The 25,431-nt window shown below is 70.9% G+C and carries 22 protein-coding genes and 1 pseudogene; 3 read left to right on the top strand and 20 right to left on the bottom strand.

Going from position 1 to position 25,431, the window contains the following annotated elements; translation table 11 throughout:
- Positions 1 to 3 precede the first annotated feature (3 nt).
- The 5 genes from rpsD to ACWCSV_RS13190 form a co-directional block, all read right to left on the bottom strand.
- The gene (gene rpsD / locus ACWCSV_RS13210; protein ID WP_003970343.1) at positions 4 to 618 is read right to left on the bottom strand and encodes a 30S ribosomal protein S4; all 615 of its coding nucleotides are present in this window, start codon (positions 616 to 618) and stop codon (positions 4 to 6) included.
- A 304-nt stretch (positions 619 to 922) separates the two neighbouring features.
- Positions 923 to 2,287: a replication-associated recombination protein A gene (locus ACWCSV_RS13205; RefSeq protein WP_451141561.1), complete on the bottom strand. Its 1,365-nt coding sequence runs from the start codon at positions 2,285 to 2,287 to the stop codon at positions 923 to 925.
- 96 nt (positions 2,288 to 2,383) lie between these two features.
- On the bottom strand, positions 2,384 to 3,016 hold the full coding sequence (locus ACWCSV_RS13200; protein WP_327174703.1) for a vitamin K epoxide reductase family protein: 633 nt from the start codon (positions 3,014 to 3,016) through the stop codon (positions 2,384 to 2,386).
- A 357-nt stretch (positions 3,017 to 3,373) separates the two neighbouring features.
- A complete protein-coding gene (gene hisS, locus ACWCSV_RS13195; RefSeq protein ID WP_451141559.1) occupies positions 3,374 to 4,636 on the bottom strand; it encodes a histidine--tRNA ligase in 1,263 nt (420 codons plus the stop codon).
- A gap of 15 nt (positions 4,637 to 4,651) precedes the next feature.
- Positions 4,652 to 5,338, bottom strand: coding sequence for an MBL fold metallo-hydrolase (locus ACWCSV_RS13190; RefSeq protein WP_328722750.1), 687 nt, complete (start codon positions 5,336 to 5,338; stop codon positions 4,652 to 4,654).
- A 208-nt stretch (positions 5,339 to 5,546) separates the two neighbouring features.
- Here ACWCSV_RS13190 and ACWCSV_RS13185 point away from each other — a divergent pair, with 208 nt between their 5' ends.
- Positions 5,547 to 6,344: a peptidylprolyl isomerase gene (locus tag ACWCSV_RS13185; RefSeq protein ID WP_451141557.1), complete on the top strand. Its 798-nt coding sequence runs from the start codon at positions 5,547 to 5,549 to the stop codon at positions 6,342 to 6,344.
- Between the two features lie 267 nt (positions 6,345 to 6,611).
- Positions 6,612 to 7,841 carry a DUF349 domain-containing protein gene (locus tag ACWCSV_RS13180; protein ID WP_451141555.1) on the top strand — a complete coding sequence of 410 codons (1,230 nt, stop codon included), beginning with the start codon at positions 6,612 to 6,614 and terminating at the stop codon, positions 7,839 to 7,841.
- A gap of 91 nt (positions 7,842 to 7,932) precedes the next feature.
- On the opposite strand, the gene ACWCSV_RS13175 is transcribed toward ACWCSV_RS13180, so the two are convergent.
- The 15 genes and pseudogenes from ACWCSV_RS13175 to pgsA form a co-directional block, all read right to left on the bottom strand.
- Positions 7,933 to 10,470 carry a RelA/SpoT family protein gene (locus ACWCSV_RS13175; RefSeq protein ID WP_451141553.1) on the bottom strand — a complete coding sequence of 846 codons (2,538 nt, stop codon included), beginning with the start codon at positions 10,468 to 10,470 and terminating at the stop codon, positions 7,933 to 7,935.
- A 225-nt stretch (positions 10,471 to 10,695) separates the two neighbouring features.
- On the bottom strand, positions 10,696 to 11,244 hold the full coding sequence (locus tag ACWCSV_RS13170) for an adenine phosphoribosyltransferase (protein WP_451141551.1): 549 nt from the start codon (positions 11,242 to 11,244) through the stop codon (positions 10,696 to 10,698).
- Positions 11,241 to 12,353, bottom strand: a complete 1,113-nt coding sequence (gene secF / locus ACWCSV_RS13165) for a protein translocase subunit SecF (RefSeq protein WP_451141549.1) — start codon at positions 12,351 to 12,353, stop codon at positions 11,241 to 11,243. Before secF ends, ACWCSV_RS13170 begins: the two co-directional genes overlap by 4 nt.
- A gap of 1 nt (position 12,354) precedes the next feature.
- Positions 12,355 to 14,145, bottom strand: a complete 1,791-nt coding sequence (gene secD, locus ACWCSV_RS13160; RefSeq protein WP_451141547.1) for a protein translocase subunit SecD — start codon at positions 14,143 to 14,145, stop codon at positions 12,355 to 12,357.
- Positions 14,146 to 14,292: 147 nt separating this feature from the next.
- A complete protein-coding gene (yajC, locus tag ACWCSV_RS13155; RefSeq protein WP_451141545.1) occupies positions 14,293 to 14,742 on the bottom strand; it encodes a preprotein translocase subunit YajC in 450 nt (149 codons plus the stop codon).
- A gap of 166 nt (positions 14,743 to 14,908) precedes the next feature.
- Positions 14,909 to 16,003 (bottom strand): Holliday junction branch migration DNA helicase RuvB, encoded by a 1,095-nt coding sequence (ruvB, locus tag ACWCSV_RS13150; RefSeq protein WP_451141543.1) that lies wholly within the window; start codon positions 16,001 to 16,003, stop codon positions 14,909 to 14,911.
- Between the two features lie 33 nt (positions 16,004 to 16,036).
- The gene (ruvA, locus tag ACWCSV_RS13145) at positions 16,037 to 16,660 is read right to left on the bottom strand and encodes a Holliday junction branch migration protein RuvA (protein ID WP_451141541.1); all 624 of its coding nucleotides are present in this window, start codon (positions 16,658 to 16,660) and stop codon (positions 16,037 to 16,039) included.
- A complete protein-coding gene (gene ruvC, locus ACWCSV_RS13140; RefSeq protein ID WP_451141539.1) occupies positions 16,657 to 17,190 on the bottom strand; it encodes a crossover junction endodeoxyribonuclease RuvC in 534 nt (177 codons plus the stop codon). The genes ruvA and ruvC overlap by 4 nt, the downstream gene beginning before the upstream one ends.
- Before the next feature lie 130 nt (positions 17,191 to 17,320).
- Positions 17,321 to 18,076, bottom strand: a complete 756-nt coding sequence (locus ACWCSV_RS13135) for a YebC/PmpR family DNA-binding transcriptional regulator (protein ID WP_451141537.1) — start codon at positions 18,074 to 18,076, stop codon at positions 17,321 to 17,323.
- A 60-nt stretch (positions 18,077 to 18,136) separates the two neighbouring features.
- Positions 18,137 to 18,739 carry a pyridoxal 5'-phosphate synthase glutaminase subunit PdxT gene (pdxT, locus tag ACWCSV_RS13130; protein ID WP_451141535.1) on the bottom strand — a complete coding sequence of 201 codons (603 nt, stop codon included), beginning with the start codon at positions 18,737 to 18,739 and terminating at the stop codon, positions 18,137 to 18,139.
- A 6-nt stretch (positions 18,740 to 18,745) separates the two neighbouring features.
- The gene (gene pdxS / locus ACWCSV_RS13125; protein WP_451141533.1) at positions 18,746 to 19,675 is read right to left on the bottom strand and encodes a pyridoxal 5'-phosphate synthase lyase subunit PdxS; all 930 of its coding nucleotides are present in this window, start codon (positions 19,673 to 19,675) and stop codon (positions 18,746 to 18,748) included.
- 162 nt (positions 19,676 to 19,837) lie between these two features.
- Positions 19,838 to 20,383 (bottom strand): hypothetical protein, encoded by a 546-nt coding sequence (locus ACWCSV_RS13120; RefSeq protein ID WP_451141531.1) that lies wholly within the window; start codon positions 20,381 to 20,383, stop codon positions 19,838 to 19,840.
- A gap of 153 nt (positions 20,384 to 20,536) precedes the next feature.
- Positions 20,537 to 21,697 (bottom strand): annotated as a pseudogene (locus tag ACWCSV_RS13115) (glycosyltransferase family 4 protein); the annotation flags it as partial.
- A complete protein-coding gene (locus tag ACWCSV_RS13110) occupies positions 21,694 to 22,632 on the bottom strand; it encodes a phosphatidylinositol mannoside acyltransferase (protein WP_451141529.1) in 939 nt (312 codons plus the stop codon). The gene ACWCSV_RS13110 and the pseudogene ACWCSV_RS13115, both read right to left, overlap by 4 nt.
- Positions 22,629 to 23,321: a phosphatidylinositol phosphate synthase gene (pgsA, locus tag ACWCSV_RS13105; RefSeq protein ID WP_451141783.1), complete on the bottom strand. Its 693-nt coding sequence runs from the start codon at positions 23,319 to 23,321 to the stop codon at positions 22,629 to 22,631. Before pgsA ends, ACWCSV_RS13110 begins: the two co-directional genes overlap by 4 nt.
- A gap of 323 nt (positions 23,322 to 23,644) precedes the next feature.
- Here pgsA and ACWCSV_RS13100 point away from each other — a divergent pair, with 323 nt between their 5' ends.
- Positions 23,645 to 25,315, top strand: coding sequence for a hypothetical protein (locus ACWCSV_RS13100; protein WP_451141527.1), 1,671 nt, complete (start codon positions 23,645 to 23,647; stop codon positions 25,313 to 25,315).
- Positions 25,316 to 25,431 lie beyond the last annotated feature (116 nt).

Genomic DNA, 25,431 nt, shown 5'->3' with positions numbered 1-25,431 from the left:
GGATCAGCGGGCGTAGTACTCGACGACGAGCTGCTCGTCGCAGATGACCGGGATTTCCTTGCGGTTCGGGTCCCGGTCCAGGCGGAAGGCCAGGGCCTTCAGGTTCACCTGGAGGTAGCGCGGGGTCTCACCGTCGGTGTCGTAACCACCCTCGCGGGCCACCTGGAAGGGGACCTTGGAGCGGCTGCGCTCGCGGACCTGGACGATGTCGTCCGGGCGCACGCGGAAGGACGGCTTGTCGACCTTGCCACCGTTGACCTCGATGTGGCCGTGCACGACCATCTGACGGGCCTGGTAGATGGTGCGGGCGATGCCCGAACGCAGGACCAGGGCGTCGAGGCGGCGCTCCAGCTCGACGACGAGCGCCTCGCCGGTCTTGCCTTCGGCCTTCTTGGCGCGGTCGTACGCGCGCGCCATCTGGCGCTCGCTGATGTCGTACTGCGCACGCAGGCGCTGCTTCTCCAGCAGACGGACCTTGTAGTCCGAGTTCTGCTTGCGGCCACGGCCGTGCTCGCCCGGCGGGTACGGACGCGCTTCGAAGTACTTGACAGCCTTGGGCGTCAGAGCGATGCCGAGGGCACGCGACTTCTTGACCTTGGGACGCGACTGGTTAGGCACGTTCTCCAGACCTCCGTTGTAGGGGTTTACCTCAGTGGGGAGATCGCGCTTCTCACCCTGGGAACACCACGACACATCACGGACGTCACGAAGCAGCGACGGCACGCACAAGGGTGCCGTAAGCGACGGAAGGCCGATCTGATCGTGGTCAGCCGCGTCCCAGCGGGCTTGAAGACCGTCGGGCTGCCGTCAGCAACCCGAACGCACACGAACTCGTCTACAGACTACCTGCTCCTCGGAGCCGCTCGTACCGCGGGCGGGTGTGACCTGTCCCGGTACGGCCTCGCCGGCCGCTTCCGCCGGGTCAGCCGGCGTCGGGGCCGGTGCGGCCGAGGCGCTCGCGGACCCGGTCGGCCACGTCGGCGTACCGCGCCTCGGCGCCGTACCGGGTGGGGGTGTAGTACTGGCGGCCCCGCACCGCCTCGGGGGCGTACTCCTGGGCGGCGATGGCGCCGGGGACGTCGTGCGGGTAGACGTACCCCTGGGCGTGCCCCAGTTTGGCGGCGCCCGCGTAGTGGCCGTCGCGCAGATGGGCCGGGACCGGGCCGGCCAGTCCCTTCCGGACGTCCTCCCGGGCGGCCATGATCGCCAGGGTGGCGGCGTTCGACTTGGGGGCGAGAGCCAGCGCGATGGTGGCGTGACTGAGGGTGAGAGCCGCCTCGGGGAAACCGATCAGGGCGACGGCCTGGGCGGCGGCCACGGCCGTGGGCAGAGCGGTCGGGTCGGCGAGACCGATGTCCTCGCTGGCCGAGATCATCAGCCGGCGGGCGATGAACCGGGGGTCCTCCCCCGCCTCGATCATGCGCGCCAGGTAGTGCAGCGCGGCGTCCACGTCCGAGCCGCGGATCGACTTGATCAGGGCGCTCGCCACGTCGTAGTGCTGGTCGCCGTCCCGGTCGTACTTCACGGCGGCCCGGTCGACCGTCTCCTCGACCGTGGAGAGGGTGATCGCCGGCTCGTGCTTCGCCAGGGCGGCCCCGGCGGCGGCCTCCAGCGCGGTGAGCGCGCGGCGGGCGTCTCCGCCCGCGATGCGCAGCAGGTGGGCCTCCGCGTCCTCGGCGAGTGTCAGCGCGCCGCCGAGTCCGCGTTCCTCGTCGAGGGCGCGGTGCAGCAGGGCGCGCAGATCGTCGTCGGTGAGCGGCTCCAGGGTGAGGAGCAGCGAGCGGGACAGCAGCGGCGAGATGATGGAGAAGTACGGGTTCTCGGTGGTCGCGGCGATGAGGGTGACCCAGCGGTTCTCGACGGCGGGGAGCAGGGAGTCCTGCTGGGCCTTGGAGAAGCGGTGGATCTCGTCGAGGAAGAGGACGGTCTCCTTGCCGAAGCCGCCGGTGGCCCGGCGGGCACCATCGATGACGGCCCGGACCTCCTTGACGCCGGCGGTGATGGCGGAGAGTTCGACGAAGCGCTTGTTGGTGGCCTTGCTGACCACGTAGGCGAGGGTGGTCTTGCCGGTGCCGGGCGGGCCCCAGAGGATCACCGAGGACGGGCCGGCCGGGCCACCGCTGCCCTCGCCGACGAGCCGGCGCAGCGGGGAGCCCTGCTTCAGCAGATGCTGCTGGCCGACCACCTCGTCCAGGACCCGGGGGCGCATCCGGACAGCGAGGGGGCTGCTCGACGGGTCCTTCTCCTGGCGTTCTTCGGCTGCTGCGGTAAAAAGATCGGGCTCCACGTCAGGAAGCCTAAGCCACCGCACCGACAGGGCGCCGGGGCCGCCGCCCGGGGCCCGGACTGCGGCCCCGGCGCCCTGTCGGTGCGGGCGGGCCGGTCAGCTGGTCCAGAAGTCCCACCAGCGGGTCAGGATCAGCATGCCGATGATGCCGATCCAGAGCACCGGGGGCGCCCAGTGGAATTCGACGAGGCCGTTCCGCAGCCAGGACGGCGCGGGCAGGATGCGGTGCTTCACGTTGTGGATGGTGACGTAGCAGAACATGAAGATCGTGGCGACCCAGGCCAGGCAGCACCAGAGGCAGAGCGAGTTGATGTTGTACAGCGACTGGTACTGGAGCCAGGTGCAGAAGCCGACGCCGAAGAGCGTGCCGGCGTTGAGGCCGAGCCAGTACCAGGAGCGGAACCGGGCTCCGGCGAGCAGCGCCATGCCGATGCCGATCACCACGGAGTAGGCGACGAGTCCGATCATCGGGTTCGGGAACCCGAAGGCGGACGCCTGCTCGCTCTTCATCACGTTGCCGCAGGCGACCACCGGGTTGAGGCTGCAGCCCGGCGTGAAGCCGGGGTCTTCCAGGAGCTTGAACTTGTCGATGGTGATGACCCAGGCGGCCAGCAGTCCGGCCGCCCCCGTGATCACCAGCAGCAGCGCGAGGGCGCGGCCGCTCCCGATGGTCCTTCCGCCGCTCTCGGCCTGGGTCGAGGAGTGGTGATCTACCGCTGCAGTCGTCATATCGCCGTTCCATCGCTGAGTGTCCGACCGGGCACGGTCATTCTGCCGTACCACCGTTCGGGTCTTCCGTTCGATCGGCATAAGGACGTACGACGGCCGGGCGCCCTTTCCCCCGGGGACGGGTGGGGTTCACGGCTCTGGCGTGGCGGAACGCGTCCGGCGGGACGGATCGGAACGTCACCGTCGCTCACCGGATACGCGGACCGGTATCGCCCTGGCGAATGACGTGCGAAGCGCGAGGTTGACAGCGCGGGGCGTGCCCGGACGGCGGGAGGCGGCCCGGGGACGCGGATACGCCGAGGGGCGGCCCGGTCGTCCGACCGGGCCGCCCCTCCCGCGTACGTACGGCCGCGCCGCTCAGGCGAGGCGCGTGCGGACGGCTTCGGTGATGCCGTCCAGCGGAACCGCCGTCTGCTCGCCCGACTCCATGTCCTTGAGCTGGACCAGCCCCTCGGCGAGGTCGCGCTCGCCGGCGACGATCGTCCAGCGCGCCCCCGAGCGGTTGGCGCTCTTCATCGCGCCCTTGAGGCCCCGGCCGCCGAACGCGAAGTCGGCGGCGATGCCCTCCTTGCGCAGCGCGGTCACCACGCCGAAGAGCACCCGGCGGGCCTCATCGCCCAGCGGTACGGCGTACACGCTGGTCGCGGCGGGGATGTCCAGCTCGATTCCCTCGGCCTCCAGGGCCAGCACCGTGCGGTCCACGCCGAGCGCCCAGCCGACGGACGGCAGCGCGGGGCCGCCGATCATCTCGGAGAGGCCGTCGTACCGGCCGCCGCCGCCCACCGCGGACTGCGAGCCCAGTCCGTCGTGGACGAACTCGAAGGTGGTGCGGGTGTAGTAGTCGAGGCCACGGACGAGCTTCTCGTCGTCCTCGTACGCGACTCCGGCGGCGGTCAGCAGGCCGCGCACCTCTTCGTGGTACGCCTTGCAGGCGTCGCAGAGGTAGTCGCCGAGCTTCGGGGCGCCGCCGAGCTGCTTCTGCACCTCGGCCCGCTTGTCGTCGAGCACCCGCAGCGGGTTGATCTCGATGCGGCGGCGGGTCTCCTCGTCGAGGTCGAGGTCGCGCAGGAAGCCCTGGAGCGCCTCGCGGTAGACCGGGCGGCACTCCTTGTCGCCGAGCGAGTTCAGCAGGATGCGGAACCCGGTCAGGCCCAGCGAGCGGTACGCCTGGTCGGCCAGGATGATCAGCTCGGCGTCGAGCACCGGGTCCTCGGTGCCGATGGCCTCGGCGCCGACCTGCGAGAAGTGGCGGTAGCGGCCCTTCTGCGGACGCTCGTAGCGGTAGTACGAGCCGGAGTACCAGAGCTTGACCGGCAGGTTTCCGGCCTTGTGGAGGTTGGCCTCCAGCGCGGCGCGCAGCACGGAGGCGGTGCCCTCGGGGCGCAGTGCGAGCTCGTCGCCGCCCTTGGTGGTGAGGGTGTACATCTCCTTGGTGACGATGTCGGTGGACTCGCCGACGCCGCGGGCGAAGAGGTTCACGTCCTCGAAGCCCGGGGTCTCGATGTAGCCGTACCCGGAGCTGCGCAGCGGGGCGGAGATGGCCTCACGGACCGCCAGGAACTTCGCGGAGTCCGGCGGGATGAGGTCGTAGGTGCCCTTGGGGGCCTGGAAAGTACTCACAGGAAGGATCTTTCGTCACATTCCGCGGCGCGGCGCGTCCAGCCCGTTCAGGAACGGGTTGGCGGCGCGCTCGCGGCCGATGGTGGTCTGGGGGCCGTGGCCGGACAGCACCACGGTCGAGTCGTCGAGCGGCAGGCACACGCGGGCCAGCGACTCGAGCAGCTCGGCGTGGTCGCCGCCGGGCAGGTCGGTGCGTCCGACGGAGCCGGCGAAGAGCAGGTCGCCCGAGAAGAGGACCGGCGGTACGTCGCCGGCCTCGGGCATCCTGAACGTCACCGACCCCTTCGTATGACCGGGGGCGTGCGCGACACCGAACTCCAGTCCGGCCAGCTCCAGACGCGCGCCGTCGGTGAGCTCCTTCACGTCGTCCGGCTCGCCGATGGTCAGCTCGCCCATGAGCGGCATCCCGATGGAGCGGCCGAGGGCCTTCTCCGGGTCGCTCATCATGTAGCGGTCCCGGGGGTGGATCCAGGCGGGCACGTCGTGGGAGCCGCAGAGCGGGACGACCGAGGCGACGTGGTCGATGTGTCCGTGGGTGAGCACGACCGCGACGGGCTTGAGCCGATGCTTCCGGAGCGCGTCCTCGACTCCCTGGGTGGCCTGGTGGCCCGGGTCGATGATCACGCACTCCTCGCCGGCGGCGGGGGCGACCAGATAGCAGTTGGTCCCCCAGGCCCCGGCGGGAAACCCGGCAATGAGCACGATCGTCCTTCGTTCGGTACGGCGTCGGTCCGGCGTTCGCGCGGCGGTTCGGTCCGGTGTTCGCCGGGCGGTCAGTCCGGTGGAAAAGGGGCCGCTGCAGCCTGCGCGGCCGATCAGAGCCTACCGGCGCTCCTCATTCCACAGCTAACCCATATACGGTACGGGCAGCCCAGGCCCCAACCATACGAACGTACAAGGAGACCATCCGGTGGTCAGCAGCGATCAGCGGCGGCGGCAGCTCGCCCGGGAGAAGTACGAGCGGCAGCAGCAGCGCCGGGAGGAGGCGCGACGGCGCACCCGGCGGCTCACCGCCATAATCTCCTCCGCGGTGGCCGTGGTCGTCGTCATAGGCGTGGTCACCTACGTGACCGTGGGGAACGACGACGACGGCGACAAGAAGGTCCAGGCCACCGCGAGCGCCTCCGCGTCCGCGTCTCCGTCGCCGTCCGCCAGTGAGAGCGCGGCGCCCGAGCCCGAGGTCACGATCGACAGGACGGCCACGTACGCGATGGACGTCAAGACGGACCAGGGCGACCTGAAGTTCACCATGGACGCGTCGAAGACCCCGCACACGACGAACTCGTTCAAGTACCTCGCGGACAAGAAGTTCTTCGACGGGACGAAGTGCCACCGCCTCGTGACGGAGGGCATCTTCGTCCTCCAGTGCGGCGACCCCAACGGCGACGGCACCGGCGGTCCCGGCTACACCATCCCGGACGAGAACCTCACCGCTCTCGGCAAGGCGGGCGCCGACGGTACGGTGACGTTCCCGGCGGGCACGGTCGCCATGGCCAACACGGGCCAGGCGCACACCGGCGGCAGCCAGTACTTCCTCGTGTACAAGGACTCCAAGCTGCCCCCGACGTACACCCCGTTCGGCACGATGGACGACGCCTCGCTGAAGGCCGTCCAGGAGATCGCCAAGGCCGGCGTCGACGGCGGTGCCACCGACGGTGCGCCGAAGAAGGCCGTGAACGTCTCGAAGGTGACCGTCGAGAAGGAGTGAGCCACCCCGCTCCGCGGAGCCCCGGCGGCCGGTCGACCCGGTGGCCGGGGCTCCGTGTTGTCAGAGGTGCCGCAAATGCCCGGTACGAACGCCCGGAGGGGCCTGGACCGGCCCGTACCGGAGAAATCCAGCCGTGCTGAGTGCGGACAGCCGGGCCGCCGGTCGCCTAGATTGGCGTGGTGCAGGGCGGGCGCGGCCCGCCCCAGGAAACTGTGGACGATGCCCGGGGGGCCCACCCCCTCGCAGGTATCAGGTGGAGGAGGCGCTGTGAGCAGCGACCCGTGGGGCCGTGTCGACGAGACGGGCACCGTGTACGTGCGTACTTCCGAGGGCGAGCAGGTCGTCGGATCGTGGCAGGCCGGAACGCCCGAGGAGGCGCTGGCCTATTTCGAGCGCAAGTACGAGGGCTTGGTGGTCGAGATCGGCCTCCTCGAGAAGCGGGTGAAGACCACCGACCTGTCGTCCAAGGACGCGACGGCGGCGATCGACCACCTGCGGACGCAGGTGGACGAGCACCACGCCGTGGGTGACCTCGCCGCGCTGCGTACCCGGCTGGACGCGCTCGTCGCGACGGTCGACTCACGCCGCGAGGAGCGCAAGGTCCAGAAGGCGAAGCAGACCGACGAGGCCAAGCAGGCCAAGGAGAAGCTGGTCGCCGAGGCCGAGGAGCTGGCGCAGAGCGAGCAGTGGCGTTCCGCCGGTGAGCGGCTGCGGGCCCTCGTCGACACGTGGAAGGGCCTGCCGAGGCTCGACCGCAAGTCGGACGACGAGCTGTGGCACCGCTTCTCGCACGCCCGGTCCGCGTTCTCCAAGCGCCGCAAGGCACACTTCGCCTCGCTGGACGCCCAGCGCGAGGAGGCCCGCAAGGTCAAGGAGAAGCTGGTCGCCGAGGCCGAGTCGCTCTCCGGCTCGACGGAGTGGGGCGACACCGCGGCCCGGTACCGCGACCTGATGACGGAGTGGAAGGCGGCGGGCCGCGCCCAGCGCGAGGCCGAGGACGAGCTGTGGGGCCGCTTCCGCGGCGCGCAGGACGTCTTCTTCGCCGCCCGGAGCGCGACCTTCGCCGAACGCGACGCGGAGCAGGGCGAGAACCTCAAGCTCAAGGAGGAGCTCGCCACCGAGGCCGAGAAGCTGGTGCCGGTGACGGACCTCAAGGCTGCCCGTGCGGCCTTCCGGTCCATCAACGAGCGCTGGGAGGCCATCGGCCACGTGCCGCGCGACGCCCGGCCGAAGGTCGAGGGCCGGGTGCACGCCGTGGAGCGGGCGCTCCAGGAGGCCGAGGAGTCGGAGTGGCGCCGGACCAACCCCGAGGCGCGTGCGCGTGCCGCGGGGCTGACCGGTCAGCTCCAGGCCGCCGTGGACAAGCTGCGCGGTCAGATCGACACCGCCCGCGCCTCGGGCAACAACGCCCGTGCCGACAAGCTCGCCCGCGAGCTCGAAGGCCGGCAGGCGCTGCTGGACCAGGCGCTGAAGGGCCTGGAGGAGTTCGGCGGCTGACGGTCCGTCCGTCCTCCGTGTGACACGGGAAAGGGGCTCCTCGTACGCGAGACGCGTACGAGGAGCCCCTTCTCGGTGTCAGGTCACCCGCTCACGGCCTCCGGGCCGAGGTGACCCGGTAGACGTCGTAGACGCCCTCGACGCCGCGTACGGCCTTCAGGACGTGGCCCAGGTGCTTCGGGTCGCCCATCTCGAAGGTGAACCGGGAGGTGGCCACCCGGTCGCGGGAGGTCTGCACGGCCGCCGACAGGATGTTGACGTGCTGGTCGGACAGGACGCGGGTGACGTCCGAGAGGAGCCGCGAGCGGTCCAGCGCCTCGACCTGGATGGCGACCAGGAAGACGGAGGACTGGGTCGCCGCCCACTCGACTTCGAGGATGCGTTCCGGTTGCTGCGACAGCGAGTCGACGTTGACGCAGTCCGCGCGGTGGACCGAGACGCCGCTGCCCCGGGTGACGAACCCGATGATGGGGTCGCCGGGCACGGGGGTGCAGCAGCGGGCCAGCTTGACCCAGACGTCGTCGACCCCCTTGACGACGACCCCGGGGTCGTTGTTCGCCCGGCGCTTGCTCCGGCCGCGCGAGGGCGGCGCGCTCTCGGCGAGGTCCTCGTTGGCTGCCTCCTCGCCGCCGAGGGCCTGCACCAGCTTCTGCACGACACCGGCGGCGGTGACGTGGCCCTCGCCGATCGCCGCGTACAGCGACGAGATGTCGGGGTAGCGCATCTCGTGCGCGAGGGTGACCAGGGAGTCGCCGGTCAGGATGCGCTGGATCGGCAGGTTCTGCTTGCGCATCGCGCGGGCGATGGCGTCCTTGCCCTGCTCGATGGCCTCGTCGCGGCGCTCCTTGGAGAACCAGGCCCGGATCTTGTTCCTGGCCCGGGGCGACTTGACGAAGCCGAGCCAGTCCCGGGAGGGTCCGGCGCCGGCCGCCTTGGAGGTGAAGACCTCCACCAGGTCGCCGTTGTCGAGCGTCGATTCGAGCGGGACGAGCCGCCCGTTGACACGCGCTCCTATCGTCCGGTGGCCGACCTCGGTGTGGACGGCGTACGCGAAGTCGACGGGGGTCGCACCGGCCGGCAGCGCTATCACGTCGCCCTTCGGCGTGAAGACGAAGACCTCGTTGCGCGAGAGGTCGAAGCGGAGCGACTCCAGGAACTCGCTGGGGTCCTCGGTCTCCTTCTGCCAGTCCAGGAGCTGGCGCAGCCACGCCATGTCGTTGACGGTGTCCTGGCTGCGTCCGCCGCTGGTGCTCTTGGGTACGTCGGTGCGGACCTTGGACGCCCCGGCGACGGCCTCCTGCTTGTACTTCCAGTGCGCGGCGATGCCGTACTCGGCGCGGCGGTGCATGTCGAACGTGCGGATCTGGAGTTCGACGGGCTTGCCGCTGGGGCCGATGACCGTGGTGTGCAGCGACTGGTACATGTTGAACTTGGGCATCGCGATGTAGTCCTTGAACCGGCCGGGGACCGGGTTCCATCGCGCGTGCACGGTGCCGAGCGCCGCGTAGCAGTCGCGGACGGTGTCCACGAGGACGCGGATGCCCACCAGGTCGTAGATCTCGGCGAAGTCGCGGCCGCGCACGATCATCTTCTGGTAGACGCTGTAGTAGTGCTTCGGCCGGCCGGTGACGGTGGCCTTGATGCGCGCGGCCCGCAGGTCGGACTGGACCTCGTCGGTCACTATGGCGAGGTACTCGTCGCGCTTGGGCGCGCGCTCGGCGACGAGGCGGACGATCTCGTCGTACATCTTGGGGTAGAGGATCGCGAAAGCGAGGTCCTCCAGCTCCCACTTGATGGTGTTCATGCCCAGGCGGTGGGCGAGCGGGGCGTAGATCTCCAGCGTCTCGCGGGCCTTCTTCTCCTGCTTCTCCCGCTTGAGGTACCGCATGGTGCGCATGTTGTGCAGCCGGTCGGCGAGCTTGATGACGAGGACCCGGGGGTCCTTGGCCATCGCGACGACCATCTTGCGGACGGTCTCGGCCTGCGCGGCCTCGCCGAACTTCACCTTGTCCAGCTTGGTCACACCGTCGACGAGCAGCGCGACCTGGTCGCCGAAGTCGCGGCGCAGGGTGTCCAGGCCGTACTCGGTGTCCTCGACGGTGTCGTGCAGCAGCCCCGCCATCAGGGTGGCCGGATCCATGCCCAGCTCGGCGAGGATCGTGGTGACCGCGAGCGGGTGCGTGATGTACGGGTCGCCGCTCTTGCGCTTCTGCCCCCGGTGCCAGCGCTCGGCGACCTGGTAGGCCCGCTCGATCTGCCGGAGCGTGGCCGTCTCGATCTTGGGGTCGTTCTGCCGGACGGTGCGCAGCAGCGGTTCCAGGACCGGGTTGTACGGGCTGGAGCGCTGTACGCCCAGTCGGGCGAGGCGGGCGCGTACCCGGTTGGAGGAGCCGCCGGTACGGGCGGGCTGGCCCGCCGGGGTGGCGGGCTTCACGGGCCTGGCCGGGTTCTTCGAGGCGGGCGGCGCCGGAAGGGCGGGAGCGGGCCGTTTCTCGGGCCCGGTGGCGTCCGGTGCGGCGGGCGGCGTCCCGGGTCCCCCGGGGGTCTCGCCCGCGGGAGAGGGCGCGGCGGACTCCGCCGCGGGCTTCTCCGGCTGCGGCGCTCCGGCTGCGTTGGCCTCGTCTGGCAAGGGCACTCCTCGTGCGTATCCGGACTACCCGGAAGGCCATGGTATCGAGCCACCGGTGGCTCCTCGTCCGGGGACCGTGGAAGCCCTGACAACGCGCGTGGGCACCCGGTTTGTTCCCCGGGTGCCCACGCGTGGTCGTACCAACCGCTGGGGCGTGCTTCGAAAGGAGCGCCGTCCGCCCGGAGGGCGGGTCGGGCGGACTTCCGGAACACGCCCCAGCGGTGATCAGACGGTGATCAGTGCCTCCAGCGGAGCCCCCTGGAGGGCGGGCTCCAGACGGCTGCGGCCGTCGAGGAAGCCGAGCTCCATGAGGACCGCGACGCCCGCGACCTCCGCGCCCGCCCGCCGGATGAGCTCCAGCGAGGCTTCGGCGGTGCCGCCGGTGGCGAGGACGTCGTCGATGACCATGATCCGGTCGTCGCCGGTGATGTCCTCGGCGTGCACCTCGATCTCCGCGGTGCCGTACTCAAGGTCGTAGGCCTGGCGGAGCGTCGCTCCGGGCAGCTTTCCGGCCTTGCGCACGGGGATGAAGCCGAGCCCGGCCCGGACGGCGACGGGCGCTGCGAGGATGAACCCGCGCGCTTCGAGGCCGACGATCCGGGTGGCGCCGTGCTTGACGCACAGCTCCGCGAGGGCGTCGGTCAGGGCCGAGAAGGCGACCGGGTCCGCGAGCAGCGGGGTGATGTCCTTGAAGAGGACGCCCGGCTTCGGGTAGTCGGGTACGTCACGGATGCGGCTGAGCAGCAGCTCCCGGACGGATTCGGTGCCGGTCATCGGTGCTTCCCCTGACCGCGGCCGTCGCTGCCACCGGGCTCGCGGCGCTGTCCGATCACCGAGGCCGACGAGCCGGCTCCCGCGCCCGCGGTGACGGTGTGCTGCGGCTCGTCGTCCTCCTCGGACTCGCCCTTGGCCGCGGCGGCGGCACGCTTGGCGAGGACGCGCTTGGTGAGCGCCTTCATCTGCGGCTCGCGCTCCTTGAGGTCGGTCACGAGCGGCGTGGCGATGAAGATCGAGGAGTACGCGCCGGCCGCGAGGCCGACGAACAGCGACAGCGAGATGTCGTTCAGCATGCCTGCGCCGAGGACGCCGCCACCGATGAAGAGCAGACCGGCGACGGGGAGGAGCGCGACCACGGTGGTGTTGATGGAACGCACCAGCGTGCCGTTGATCGACTTGTTGGCGATCTCGCTGTAGGTGAAGCGGGTCTGCTTGGTGATCCCCTTCTGGCCCTCCTTGAGGGAGTCGAAGACGACGACCGTGTCGTAGAGGGAGTAACCGAGGATGGTGAGCAGACCGATCACGGTGCCCGGGGTGACCTCGAAGCCGACCAGGGCGTAGACACCGACCGTGATGGTGATGTCGTGGATCAGCGCCACGAGGGCGGCGACGGCCATCCGCCACTCGAAGGCGATGGCCAGGTAGACCACCACGAGAACCATGAAGATCCCGAGGCCGGTCCACGCCTTGTTGGCGATCTGCTCGCCCCAGCTCGGGCCGACCAGGTCGGCGTTGATCTTCGACGCGGGGATGCCGAGGTCGTCGGAGAGCTGGGTCTTGATGCCGTCGGCCTTGGCGGTGTCGACCTCGGTGATCTGGATACGCAGGCCGCCGTTGCCGAGCTCCTGCACGATCGCCTCGTGGCCGGACGCCTTGACGGCCGCTTCCTGGGCCTGGGAGGTGGAGATCTTGGCCTTGGTGTCGGTCGTGAAGACCGCGCCGCCCTTGAACTCGATGCCCATGTTCAGGCCGCCGACCGCCAGGCCGAGGATGGCCGTGATGGTGATCAGGATCGAGACGCCGTACCAGATCTTGCGCTTACCGATGAAGTCGTAGCCGAGCTCGCCTCGGTAGAGCCGGGCGCCGATGCTGCCGAGTCGCGACATCTCACGCCTCCTTCGGGTCGGTGGAGGAGTTGACACGGCGCGAGCGGCGCAGCGGCGGCTTGGCGCCGAGCCGCTTCGGGTCCAGCCCGGACCACGGGTGCCCGCTGGAGAAGAACTTCGTCCGGCCCATCAGCGTCATGACCGGCTTGGTGAAGAAGAACACCACGACGACGTCGAGCACGGTGGTGAGGCCGAGCGTGAACGCGAAGCCCTGGACCTTGCCGACGGTGACCACGAAGAGCACGGCGGCGGCGAGGAACGACACGAAGTCGGAGACCAGGATGGTGCGCCGGGCACGCGGCCAGGCGCGCTCGATGGCGGGCCGGAGGGTGCGTCCCTCACGGATCTCGTCTCTCACTCGTTCGAAGTACACGATGAACGAGTCGGCGGTGATACCGATGGCCACGATGGCTCCGCAGACCGCCGGCAGGTTCAGCGCGAAGCCGATGCCCGGGCCGAGCAGGGCCATGATCGTGTACGTCAGGATGCCCGAGACCAGGAGGCTCAGCAGCGCGATGGACGCGAGGCCGCGGTAGTACGCCACCAGGTAGATGACGACCAGCGCCAGACCGATGGCACCGGCGATCAGGCCGGCCTGGAGCTGCTCACCGCCGAGGGCGGCGGTCACCGTGGTGACGCTCGCCTCCTTGAAGGTCAGCGGCAGGGCGCCGTAGGACAGGATGTTGCCGAGGTCCTCGGCCTCCTGCTGGGTGAAGCTGCCCGAGATCTGGGCGTTGGCGCTGAGCGCGCTGGCGACCGAGGGAGCGGAGACCACTTCGCCGTCGAGGACGATCGCGAACTGGTTCATCGGCGCGGTCTGCTGCGCCAGCGTCGACGTGATCTTGTTGAACTTCTTGGCGCCGCCGGAGGTGAACTCCATCGACACGATCCACTGACCGGCGGTCTGGTCGAAGGTGCCCTGGGCGTTGTCGACGTCGCTGCCGGAGACCGCGGCCGGGCCGAGGACGTACTTCTCGTAGCTGCCCGGGGTGTTGGAACCGCAGGCGACGATCGTGTCGGTGTCCTTGGCGTTCTGGCCGGCGGCGGCGCGCTGCTTCGGGTCGGAGCAGTCGAGCGCGGCGAACTCGGCCTGGAGCTTCGCGGTCGCCGGGTCGACGGAGGCACTCGGCGACGCGTCGGCCGCGGCGGCGTCGCCCGTGGCGGCGGCGGAGGCCGAGGCGCTCGGAGTGGTGTCCTCGGTCAGCGCTCCGGTGACGGCGCGGCCCTGGGTGGTGGCGCTCGGCGAGGGAGAGGCGGAGGACTTGTCGCCGTCCGTGGCCGTCTCGCCGTCCGTGGCCTTCGCGGAAGCCGACGCCGAGGCGCTCGGCGACGCGCTGCCGGAGGGGGTGGCGGAAGCCGAGGGGGTGGCGTCGGAGCCGCCGGCCTCGACGGTCAGAACGGGCCGGAAGAACAGCTGGGCGGTCGTACCGACCTGCTTCCGGGCCTGCTCGGAGTTGGTCCCCTTCGGGATGTTCACGATGATGTTGCTGGAGCCCTGGGTCTGAACCTCGGCCTCGGACACGCCCAGACCGTTGACACGGCGCTCGATGATGCCGACCGCGGTGTTCATGTTGGTCTCGTTGATCGCGTCCGGCTTGCCGGGCTGGCTCTTCGCCTGGAGCGTGATCGAGGTTCCGCCTGCCAGGTCGATGCCCAGTCTCGGAGTGGTGTGGCCGGACAGGAACATCCCGCCAGCGAGCGCGACCATGACGATCAGGATGAGAGCCAGGGAACGCCCCGGCCTTCCCTGACCGCCACCGGCCGGCCCTCGGCCCTTCTTCGGTGCTGCCACCTTTTCGTTTCTCCCTGTCCAACCGCTCCGCGCCGGGTACGCGCCCGAGCGGCCACGAAGTGTTGTGGGGACCCGCCCCCGCAGAAGACCGGACGTTCCGGGGAGACCGCGCCCCGGGTGGGCGGGCGGTGTCCCCGTGCCGTGCGACTACTTCGCGCCGGTGTCGCCGTCGTCCTTGGCGTCCTTCGCCTCGACGTCCTTCGCCTCGGCGTCGGAGTCGTCGGCCACGGACTTCTTCTCCAGGTCGATCTTCTCGTCGCCGTCGGTGATCGAGGAGGCGTCGTCCGGAACGCTCGGGGAGTCGGGCTCCTCGGTGTCGCCGTGGACGATGCGGTTGTACTCCGCGTCGTCCAGGACGGCGCCGATGGCGTTCTTCGCGTAGACCGCGTGGACGCCGGGAGCGACCTCCAGGAGGACGGTGTCCTCCTGGATCTCCTTGACCGTGGCGTACATGCCACCGATCGTGCGCACGCCGGTCCCCGGCTGCATCTCGTTGCGCATCTGGGACGCAGCCTCCTGCTTCTTCTTTTGGGACCGGGTCATCATGAACATGACGCCGAAGATCAGGATCACGGGGAGAAGAAGCTGGAGACTCACAGGACGCATTTCCTTCGCACGACCGCGCTGAGAATGCGGCCTGTATCTACGGGGGTGGGTACACCGACCTTTAAGGGCGGCATCGGCGGAGTCTAAGCGAGTCCGCATCGCTGGAACAACGCCCAGCATCGCACCCCGGTTCCGTAAATGGTCAAGCTGTGACGCATCACGCCCCGAACAGGCCCGCTTGTCCCTTTGCTCCGTGCTGCGGCGGAACGAGTCCCAGATGGGCCCAGGCGGCCGGTGTGGCCACCCTGCCGCGCGGGGTGCGGGCCAGCAGTCCTTCGCGTACGAGGAAGGGCTCGGCGACCTCCTCGACCGTCTCGCGCTCCTCCCCCACCGCGACGGCGAGGGTGGAGAGGCCGACCGGGCCGCCGCCGAAGAGCTTCAGCAGGGCGCCGAGGACGGCCCGGTCGAGCCGGTCGAGTCCGCGGGCGTCGACTTCGTACACCTGGAGGGCCGCGGCGGCGATGTCCCGGTCGATCACACCGTCCGCCTTGACCTGGGCGTAGTCGCGGACCCGGCGCAGCAGCCGGTTGGCGATGCGGGGGGTGCCGCGGGAGCGGCCGGCGATCTCGGCGGCGCCCGCGGTGTCGATGGCCACGTCGAGGAGTCCGGCGGAGCGGTGGAGGACGCGTTCCAGCTCGGCGGGGGCGTAGAACTCCATGTGGCCGGTGAAGCCGAAACGGTCCCTCAGCGGGGGTGGCAGCAGTCCGGCCCGGGTGGTGGCGCCTACCAGTGTGAAGGGCGGCAGTTCGAGGGGGATCGCGGTGGCGCCGGGGCCCTTGCCGACGATGACGTCGACGCGGAAGTCCTCCATCGCCATGTAGAGCATCTCCTCGGCCGGGCGGGACATGCGGTGGATCTCGTCCAGGAAGAGCACCTCGCCCTCCTGGAGGGAGGAGAGGATCGCGGCGAGGTCGCCCGCGTGCTGGATGGCGGGCCCGGAGGTGATCCGGATGGGCGCGTTCATCTCCGCGGCGATGATCATCGAAAGAGTGGTCTTGCCGAGACCGGGCGCACCGGAGAGCAGCACGTGGTCGGCGGTGGCACCCCGGGCGCGGGCGGCCTTGAGGACGAGGTCGAGCTGTTCGCGGACCTTCTCCTGGCCGACGAACTCGTCGAGGTCCTTGGGGCGCAGGGCGGCTTCGACGGCGGTGTCCTCGCCGTCGGCGACGCCGGTGACCAGCCGGTCGTCGTACGCCGCCGCCGCGTCGGCCGCCCGCTCGTCGGTGTCGGGTCCGGTCTCGTCCCAGTTCATCGGGTCAGTCCTGCCTCGGGGGTCGGCGCCGGGTCAGCGGGTGCGGTTGAGGGTCTGGAGGGCTGCGCGCAGCAGCTGCGGCACGGGGGGCCGGACGCCGTCCGCGAGGGCCGCCTCGGCCTGCGGGGCGACGGCGGAGACCGCGTCGTCGGCCTCCCGGGCGGCGTAGCCGAGGCCGATCAGGGCGGCCTGGAGCTGTTCGCGCCAGTCGGCGACGACGGCGGCGGGGGCCTGCTGGCCGATGTGGGCGCCGAGGGGGGCGCCGAGCCGGTCCTTGAGTTCGAGCAGGAGCTTCTGGGCGCCCTTCTTGCCGATGCCGGAGACGGCCATCAGGGCCTTCTCGTCACCGGTGGAGACGGCCTGGCGCAGCGCGTCGGGGCTGTGGGTGGCGAGCATGGCCTGCGCGAGCCGGGGGCCGACTCCGCTGGCGGTCTGGAGCAGTTCGAAGACCTGGCGCTCGTCGTCGTCGGCGAAGCCGTAGAGCGTGAGGGAGTCCTCGCGCACGACGAGGGAGGTGGCGAGCCTGGCCTGCTGGCCGATCCGGAGATCGGCCAGGGTGCGCGGGGCGCACTGGACGGCCATGCCGACACCGCCGACCTCGATGACGGCCGTGGCCGGGGAGAGGGCGGCCACCGGGCCGGAGAGGAAGGCGATCATGCGGTGCGGCCTTTCAGCGTGCGATGGGCGGCGACGGCCTGCTGGAGCCGGTTCTGCGCGGGGGCCCGCCAGATGTGGCAGATCGCGAGCGCGAGGGCGTCGGCGGCGTCGGCGGGTCTGGGCGGGGCGGCGAGCCGGAGCAGCCGGGTGACCATGGCGCCGACCTGTGCCTTGTCGGCGCGTCCGGAGCCGGTGACGGCGGCCTTGACCTCGCTGGGGGTGTGCAGGGCGACGGGGATGCCGCGCCGGGCGGCGCAGAGCATGGCGACCGCGCTGGCCTGGGCGGTGCCCATGACCGTACGGACGTTGTGCTGGCTGAACACGCGCTCGACGGCGACGAATTCAGGGCGGTGTTCGTCGAGCCACTGCTCGATGCCGCGCTCGATCGCGACCAGGCGGTCGCCGAGTTCGGCTTCGGGCGGGGTACGCACCACACCGACGCCGATCATGGTCAGCGGGCGGCCGGCGACGCCTTCGACGACGCCGACGCCGCACCGGGTCAGCCCCGGGTCCACGCCGAGTACGCGCACGGAACGCCCCCTGTCCTCACCGTTCGGTCATCTGTTCTGGCAGGCTATCGGGCGGCTCCGACAACGCGACGGGCCGACGGGGGTGTGTCCCCGCCGGCCCGTGCCGCGTACCGCTTCCGGGTGGTCCGGATCAGGCGGCGTCGACCTTCTCCATGACCTCGTCCGAGACGTCGAAGTTGGCGAAGACGTTCTGCACGTCGTCGCTGTCCTCGAGCGCGTCGATGAGTTTGAAGATCTTGCGCGCGCCCTCTTCGTCGAGCTCGACCTGCATGGTGGGCAGGAAGCTGGCCTCGGCGGAGTCGTAGTCGATGCCCGCCTCCTGGAGCGCGGTGCGGACCGCGACCATGTCGGTGGCCTCGCTGACGACCTCGAAGGTGTCGCCGAGGTCGTTGACCTCTTCGGCACCCGCGTCGAGCACGGCGCCCAGCACGTCGTCCTCGGTCAGTTCGCCCTTGGGCAGGTTGACGACGCCCTTGCGGTTGAACAGGTACGAGACGGAGCCCGGGTCGGCCATGGAGCCGCCGTTGCGGGTCATCGCCACGCGCACGTCCGAGGCGGCGCGGTTGCGGTTGTCGGTGAGGCACTCGATGAGCACCGCGACACCGTTGGGGCCGTAGCCCTCGTACATGATCGTCTCGTAGTCGGCGCCGCCGGCTTCGAGACCGCCGCCGCGCTTGACCGCGGAGTCGATGTTCTTGTTCGGGACGGAGCTCTTCTTCGCCTTCTGGATGGCGTCGACGAGCGTCGGGTTGCCGTCGGGGTCGATGCCGCCGGAGCGGGCCGCGACCTCGATGTTCTTGATCAGCTTCGCGAAGAGCTTGCCGCGCTTGGCGTCAACCACGGCCTTCTTGTGCTTCGTCGTAGCCCATTTAGAGTGGCCGGACATCTGCCTTCTCCTTCGCGTCACCAAAATCGATCCGAACCCGAGAGATCCTACCGGGATCGGTCAGAGCACTGCGCGCACCATCTCGACGAAGAGCGCGTGGACCCGGTGGTCGCCGGTCAATTCCGGGTGGAACGAAGTCGCCAGGGCGTTCTTCTGACGTACCGCGACAATGTGACCGCGGTGTTCGGCGAGCACCTCCACCGCGGCGCCGACGGATTCCACCCAGGGGGCCCGGATGAAGACGCCTTCCACCGGTCCGTCCGTGCCCTCCTCGATGCCCCGGACGGTGACGGAGGCCTCGAAGGACTCGTTCTGCCGGCCGAAGGCGTTGCGGCGCACGATCATGTCGATCCCGCCGACGGTCTCCTGGCCCGCGCGCGGGTCCAGGATCTTGTCGGCGAGCATGATCATGCCGGCGCAGGTGCCGTAGACCGGCATGCCCGCCCGCACCCGCTCGCGCAGCGGCTCCATCATGCCGAAGAGCACGGCGAGCTTGGACATGGTGGTGGATTCACCGCCGGGGATGACGAGACCGTCGACCCCGGCGAGTTCCTCGGGGCGCCGGACCGGCCTGGCCAGGGCGTCCGCCGAGGCCAGGGCGATCAGGTGTTCGCGCACGTCGCCCTGGAGGGCCAGGACCCCGATCACGGGTGTGTCGCTCATCGGGGGTTACCAGCCGCGGTTGGCGTAGCGCTCGGTCTCGGGCAGCGTGTCGCAGTTGATGCCGACCATGGCCTCGCCCAGGTTGCGGGAGGCGTCCGCGATGACCTTCGGGTCGTCGTAGAAGGTGGTGGCCTTCACGATGGCGGCGGCGCGCTTGGCCGGGTCGCCCGACTTGAAGATGCCGGAGCCGACGAAGACGCCCTCGGCGCCGAGCTGGCGCATCAGCGCGGCGTCGGCGGGCGTGGCGACACCACCGGCGGAGAAGAGCACCACGGGGAGCTTGCCGAGCTCGGCGACCTCCTTGACCAGCTCGTACGGGGCGCGCAGCTCCTTGGCGGCGGCGTACAGCTCGTTGTTGTCGTAGCCGCGCAGCCGGGCGATCTCGTTCTTGATCTGGCGCAGGTGGCGGACGGCCTCCACGACGTTGCCGGTGCCGGCCTCGCCCTTGGAGCGGATCATCGCGGCGCCCTCGGCGATACGGCGCAGGGCCTCGCCCAGGTTGGTGGCACCGCAGACGAACGGGGTGGTGAAGGCGAACTTGTCGCTGTGGTTGACCTCGTCGGCCGGGGTGAGGACCTCGGACTCGTCGATGTAGTCGACGCCGAGGGACTGGAGGACCTGGGCCTCCACGAAGTGGCCGATGCGGGACTTGGCCATGACGGGGATGGAGACGGCCCCGATGATCTCCTCGATCATGTTGGGGTCGGACATCCGGGCCACGCCGCCGTCCTTGCGGATGTCGGCCGGCACGCGCTCCAGGGCCATCACGGCCACCGCGCCCGCGTCCTCGGCGATCTTCGCCTGCTTGGCGTCGACGACGTCCATGATCACGCCGCCCTTGAGCTGCTCGGCCATGCCGCGCTTGACGCGGGCGGTGCCGGTGGCGGGAGAACCGGCGGACACTGCGGACTGCGGGGTGCTGGGAAGCGTGGACACGGGACCTCACTCGGTGAAAGGACTACTGGTTTCCTGCACCGCCGAGCAAACGCCCCACGACCAGTCCACAGCAAGGGCCAATGGGGAGGCGGTGGATCGTTTTGGACCGCGCCCGGCCCCGCCGCCGCCGCGGGTCCTCCCGGGAGCCCCCGCGTCCCTCCCTCAGGTACCGGGGCGGTCGGCCAGAGCGGCGGGCGGGGTGTCGTCCATCTCGAAGGCGAGCGGGAAGGGCGCGTGCCCGGCCAGCCGGAACCAGCGCACCGTGCGGTGCGAGCGCAGGGCCCGCGCGGCGCGCACCGCGTCGTTGTGGAACCGCCGCGCCATCGGCACCCGGCGTACGGCGGCGGCCAGCTCGTCCGCCGCCTCCTCACCGCCCGGGGCCTCCCGTACGGACTCCACCTGGGCGCTCTCGCCGAAGACCGCGCGCAGCGCGGCGCTCAGCTCGCTCTCGGCGACCTCGCGGTGGTCCTCCTCGGCCTGGCGGGACGCGTGCGCCGCTTCGTACAGGACGAGGGAGGCGGCGGGGTCGAGGAGGCCGGAGGTGGCCACTTCCTGGGTGACCGAGGCGCGGCGCAGCAGCTGCGCGTCCAGGGCGGCCCGGGCGGCGTCGATCCGCGCGTGCAGCCGGTCCAGGCGTCCGGCGGTCCAGCTGAGGTACAGGCCGATCGCGACGAGCGCGACGACGGTCCAGATCAAGGTTGCGGTCACGGGCGCAAAGGCTACCGTCGCCGGGCATCCGCCCCGACCGGCCCGCACGGGCCCGGACCGGCCGGCCCCGTGGGTCCCCCGAGGGGCGTGTCAGTTCCCCGCCGGTCCGAACGGCTGGGAGGCGTCGCGGTCCCTGGGCTGGGCCGCGTCCCGGTCCCGTACGAGCCCGAAGCGGGCCCGCAGCCCGGTCGCGCGCTCGTCGGCCGCCACCGACGCGGCGCCGTCGGCCACCGTCTCGTACACCGCGAGGATGTCGGCGCCGACGGTCGACCAGTCGAAGCGGCGCACGTGCGCGCTCCCCCGCTCGCTCAGTCCCGCCCGCCGCTCCGGATCGCCCAGCAGCCGGATCGCCGCCGCGGCCAGCGCGTCGGCGTCCTCGTTGGCGAAGAGGTCACCGGCCGTGCCGTGGTCCAGTACCTGGGCGAACGCGTCGAGGTCGCTGGCGAGCACCGCGGCGCCCGCCGACAGCGCCTCCACGAGGATGATCCCGAAGCTCTCGCCGCCGGTGTTCGGGGCGACGTACACGTCGACGCTGGCCAGCAGCCGGGCCTTGTCCTCGTCGCTGACCATGCCGAGGAACTCGACGCGGGAGCGCATCTCCTCGGGGAGCGCGGCGACGGCCTCCTCCTCGTCGCCCCGGCCGGCCACCAGCAGCCGGGTACCGGGGCGGGCGGCGAGGATCGCCGGCAGCGCCTTCATGAGGACCGGCAGGCCCTTGCGCGGCTCGTCGATGCGGCCGACGAAGCCGAGGGTGCCGCCCTGCCACTCGGGCTTCGGTTCGGCGTCGGCGAAGAAGCCGACGTCGACGCCGTTGGGGATGACCACCGCGTCGCCGCCGAGGTGCTCGACGAGGGTCCGGCGCGCGTACTCGCTGACCGCGATGCGGGCGCTGATCTTCTCCAGCGCGGGCTGGAGGATCGGGTACGCGGCGATCATGGCGCGGGAGCGAGGATTGGAGGTGTGGAAGGTGGCGACGATCGGCCCCTGCGCCGCCCAGCAGGCGAGCAGCCCCAGCGAGGGCGAGGCCGGTTCGTGGATGTGGATGACGTCGAAGGTGCCGTCGTGCAGCCAGCGGCGCACCCGGGCCGCCGAGAGGAAGCCGAAGTTGAGGCGGGCCACCGAGCCGTTGTACGGGACCGGCACGGCCCGGCCGGCCGAGACGACGAACGGCGGCAGCGGGGTGTCGTCGTCGGCCGGGGCGAGTACGGAGACCTCGTGGCCGAGCCGGATCAGGTGGTCGGCGAGGTCCCTGATGTGGAACTGGACACCGCCCGGGACGTCCCAGGAGTACGGGCAGACGATGCCGATCTTCACGGGGCCTTCCCCTCGGCCGTACCGCCCGCGGTGTCGAGGTCGTCGAGCCAGAGCCGTTGCAGCATGTGCCAGTCCTCCGGGTGGGCGGCGATGCCTTCGGCGAAGGCGTCGGCGAGGGCCTGGGTCATGGCGGCGGTCCGCTCGGCCCGGGTGCCCTTCTCGGGCACCGCGACGGGCGGGTGGACCCGGGCCCGCATGACGGGGGTGTCGTCGAAGCCGAGGGTGACGGGGAGCAGCAGTGCCCCGGTCTGCTGGGCGAGCAGCGCGGGCCCCGCGGGCATCCGGGCGCGGGCGCCGAAGAAGTCGACCTCCACGCCGGAGGAGGACAGGTCCCGGTCGGCGACCAGGCAGACCAGGCCGCCCGCGCGCAGCCGGCGGGCCAGCGTGCCGAAGGCGGCGCCGCCGCTGTGCGGCAGCACCTCCATGCCGAGGCTCTCCCGGTAGGCGACGAAGCGGTCGTAGAGGGTCTCGGGCTTGAGGCGTTCGGCGACCGTGGTGAAGGGGACCTTCAGGTCGGTGGTGACCCAGGCTCCGGCCAGGTCCCAGTTCCCGAGGTGCGGCAGGGCGAGGACGACTCCGCGTCCGGCTTCCAGGCCTTCGGTGAGGCGGTGGGCGTCGGTGACGTCGATGCGTTCCTTGATCTGCTCCGGGCTCCAGGCGGGCAGCCGGAAGGACTCCATCCAGTAGCGCATGTACGAGCGCATGCCCGCCCGGGAGAGTTCGGCGAGCCGGGCCCCGGAGGCGTCGGGGACGACGCGGGCGAGATTCGACTCCAGCCGCAGCACGCTCTTGCCGCGCCGCTTCCACACCTGGTCGGCGAGGGTACGGAAGAGGGCGCGGGCGAACGGCTCGGGCAGCTTCTTCACCGCGCCCCAGCCGAGCCCGTAGAGCCCGTCGGTCAGTCGTTCCCTGAGGTCGGTGCCGGGTGCGCTCACCGGCCGTCCTCGGTCCCCCGACCCGCCGGGCCCGCTTCCGCGGCCGCCGAGGCCGCCGCCGCGTCCGCCTCGGCGGACTCGCGGCGGACGGTGACCACGCGCTGGACGAGGGTCACCAGACTGCCCGCCGCGACGATCCACAGCGCGATCGGGAGCAGGATCTGGATGCCGGGGACGCCGAACCCGTGCAGTCCGGCGAGGCCTGCTGCGACCAGCGAGATCACCAGGCGTTCGGCGCGCTCCACGAGGCCGTTGACGGCGACCGGCAGACCGATCGACTCACCGCGCGCCTTCGTGTACGAGACGACCTGGCCGCTGGCGAGGCAGAAGATCGCCACGGCGCACAGGATGTTGTTGTCGCCGCTGCCCGCGTACCAGAGGGCGAAGCCGCCGAAGATGGCGCCGTCGGCGACCCGGTCGAGCGTCGAGTCGAGGAACGCGCCCCAGCGGCTGGAGATCCCGGCCTGCCGCGCCATGTTCCCGTCGACCAGGTCCGAGAAGACGAAGACGGTGATGACGATGGTGCCCCAGAAGAACTCCCCCATGGGGAAGAAGACGAGCGCACCGGCCATCACTCCGGCCGTGCCGATCAGGGTGACCGCGTCGGGACTGATCCCGAGGCGGAGCAGCAGAGCGGCGAACGGCGTGAGGACACGCGTGAAAAACGCACGCGCGTACTTGTTCAGCATGGCCTTCCCTGAGGGGTCGGTGGGCCGTGCGGCCCCTTCGGCCACCGGCTGGCCCATCGTAGTCACCACGCGGCTGCTCCACCGGACGGGCACCCGTCCCGCGGTTTCTGCGCGTCGCGGAGGACTCCCGTTCCGCGCTCCCCACGCGTCGCGAAGGGGGCGCTCGGACGGCGCGTTGTCGCAATCACCGCCGGCGCCACTCCGGTGACGGGCGGTGGGGGCGTTCGGAACGCTACGCTGTGGGCGCAGCTCAGAAGGTATGCCGCGTACGGTAGTTGGGCACACCCGCAGGAGCAGACCATGCGGCGAGTGGGGGCGAACAAGTGGCCAGCGACGGATTCGACTTTTCTCCCGGAGCGCAGATCCCGATCCAGGGCGCGAGCGCCGGGGCGGTGGCGACGAACGCCCTGGCCTCGGCGGCGTACCGGGACAGCCCGGTGGAGGAGATCCTCAAAGCGGACAACGAGTGGCACAGGTCCTCGGTGTCGGCGGGTTCCTCGAAGTTCTTCAAGGCCGACTACTTCAAGCCCAATCTGGGCGAGGCCTTCTCGCGCGCGGTCCAGGAGCGCACGTTGGGCGGGGCGCGCGGCGCGCTGATCCAGTCCTTCGGGATGGACCCGCAGACCGTCGTGGAGCACTGCCTGTCGGCGTCCCGGCTGCGCAAGGAGCGCGACACCCGTCTGACGCTGGTGACGTTGGTCTGCGGCGTGCTGTTCCTGCCCGGACTGCTGCTGTGGATCATCGGCTTCCGGCTGCGGGACGCCCTCGACAAGTCCAAGGACACGGCGTTCAAGGCGCTGGGCACGGTCGTGCTGGTCGTCCTCGGCGGTCTGGCGGTGGTGGCGCTGATCGCGCTGCCGGTCGGCGGCCTCCTGGGGCTCTATCTGCGCGGGGCGATCGTCGCCCCGGTGGTCGGCTGGCTGATCGCGAAGCGGATCGCGGAGACGTCGGCGAAGGACATGCGGGTCCGCTGGGAGGGGCTGCTCTCGGGCGGCGGGATCAGCGCCAAGATCCCGGACGCGGTGCCGAAGAACCCGAACGAGACCGCCCGTGAGGCGCTGCGCCAGTCGCTGGAGAAGCTCGCCGCGGAGCAGCAGTCGAACTCGGTCTTCTACGCGGGCCCCAAGGGCATTCTCGGCATGGGAACCCGCTGGGGCAGCTGGCAGTTGGCGGAGGAGCTGGTCTCGGCCGATCCCACCAAGGAATTCCACCAGTTCCGCAGCTGGGACGTGATCCGGGCGATCCACGACCAGTTGCAGATGCTGGAGCGCGGCCCGCTGAACAGCGGTGGTTTCCCGAAGCCGTCGGTGAAGCACTGGATCGTCTCCCCGGTGGGCGAGAACGCGGACTCGGTCTCCCGGCCCGCCGGTGAGGACGTGGCGACCTTCCAGGTCAAGCCGCACGAGATACAGCGCATCTGCAACCACCAGCAGTTCGGCAGCGGTGCCCGGCACTACCTGGGCGTGCAGTTCACGCTCTGGGACGGCCAGTTGGTGCTGACGATGATGATCACGGTGACGGTGCTGCACGAGACGCTGCGCATCGAGGTCACCGGGCACGCGCTGGGCCCGGTCCACTCGCTCTTCTTCTCGAAGCCGGCGGCGAAGACGAAGACGGTCAACAAGACGGTCCGCTTCTGGGAGACCCGCAAGGTCAACCTGCCGCTGGTCGAGCCGGAGGAGGTGGTCCGCCTCGCGCTGCGCGCCCCGCTGACCTGGTACCCGCCGCTGCTCGACTACCTCGGCGGCAAGATCAGCCTGCCGGAGCCGTTCGGGATGCGGCACGCCTGGGCCTCGCAGCCGTGGAACCACCGCTTCATGGCGGACGACGCGCTGCGCGCCGCCGCCCCGGTGCTGCGGGTGGTCCACTCGGCGGCGCTGCGGGTGCTGAAGGAGAACGGCGTGGACACGGAGCGCTTCAGCAGCCGCTCGATGTCGCTGAGCGGCGCGGTCCAGGACGCGGCGCCGAAGAAGGCCGACTCCTACGACGCCTGAGCCCCGTGCGCACGGAGAGGAGGGCGGACCCGGTGCCGGGTCCGCGGACGGCCGGCTCACCGACCTCTCCTGAGCCGCCCCGGCGCTGTTGCCGCCGAGCCCGCACGGACCAGCCC

The sequence above is a fragment of the Streptomyces sp. NPDC001770 genome, assembly GCF_053596135.1.
The sequence above is the reverse complement of the archived record's forward strand: the minus strand, read 5'-3'. Positions and strand labels throughout refer to the sequence as shown.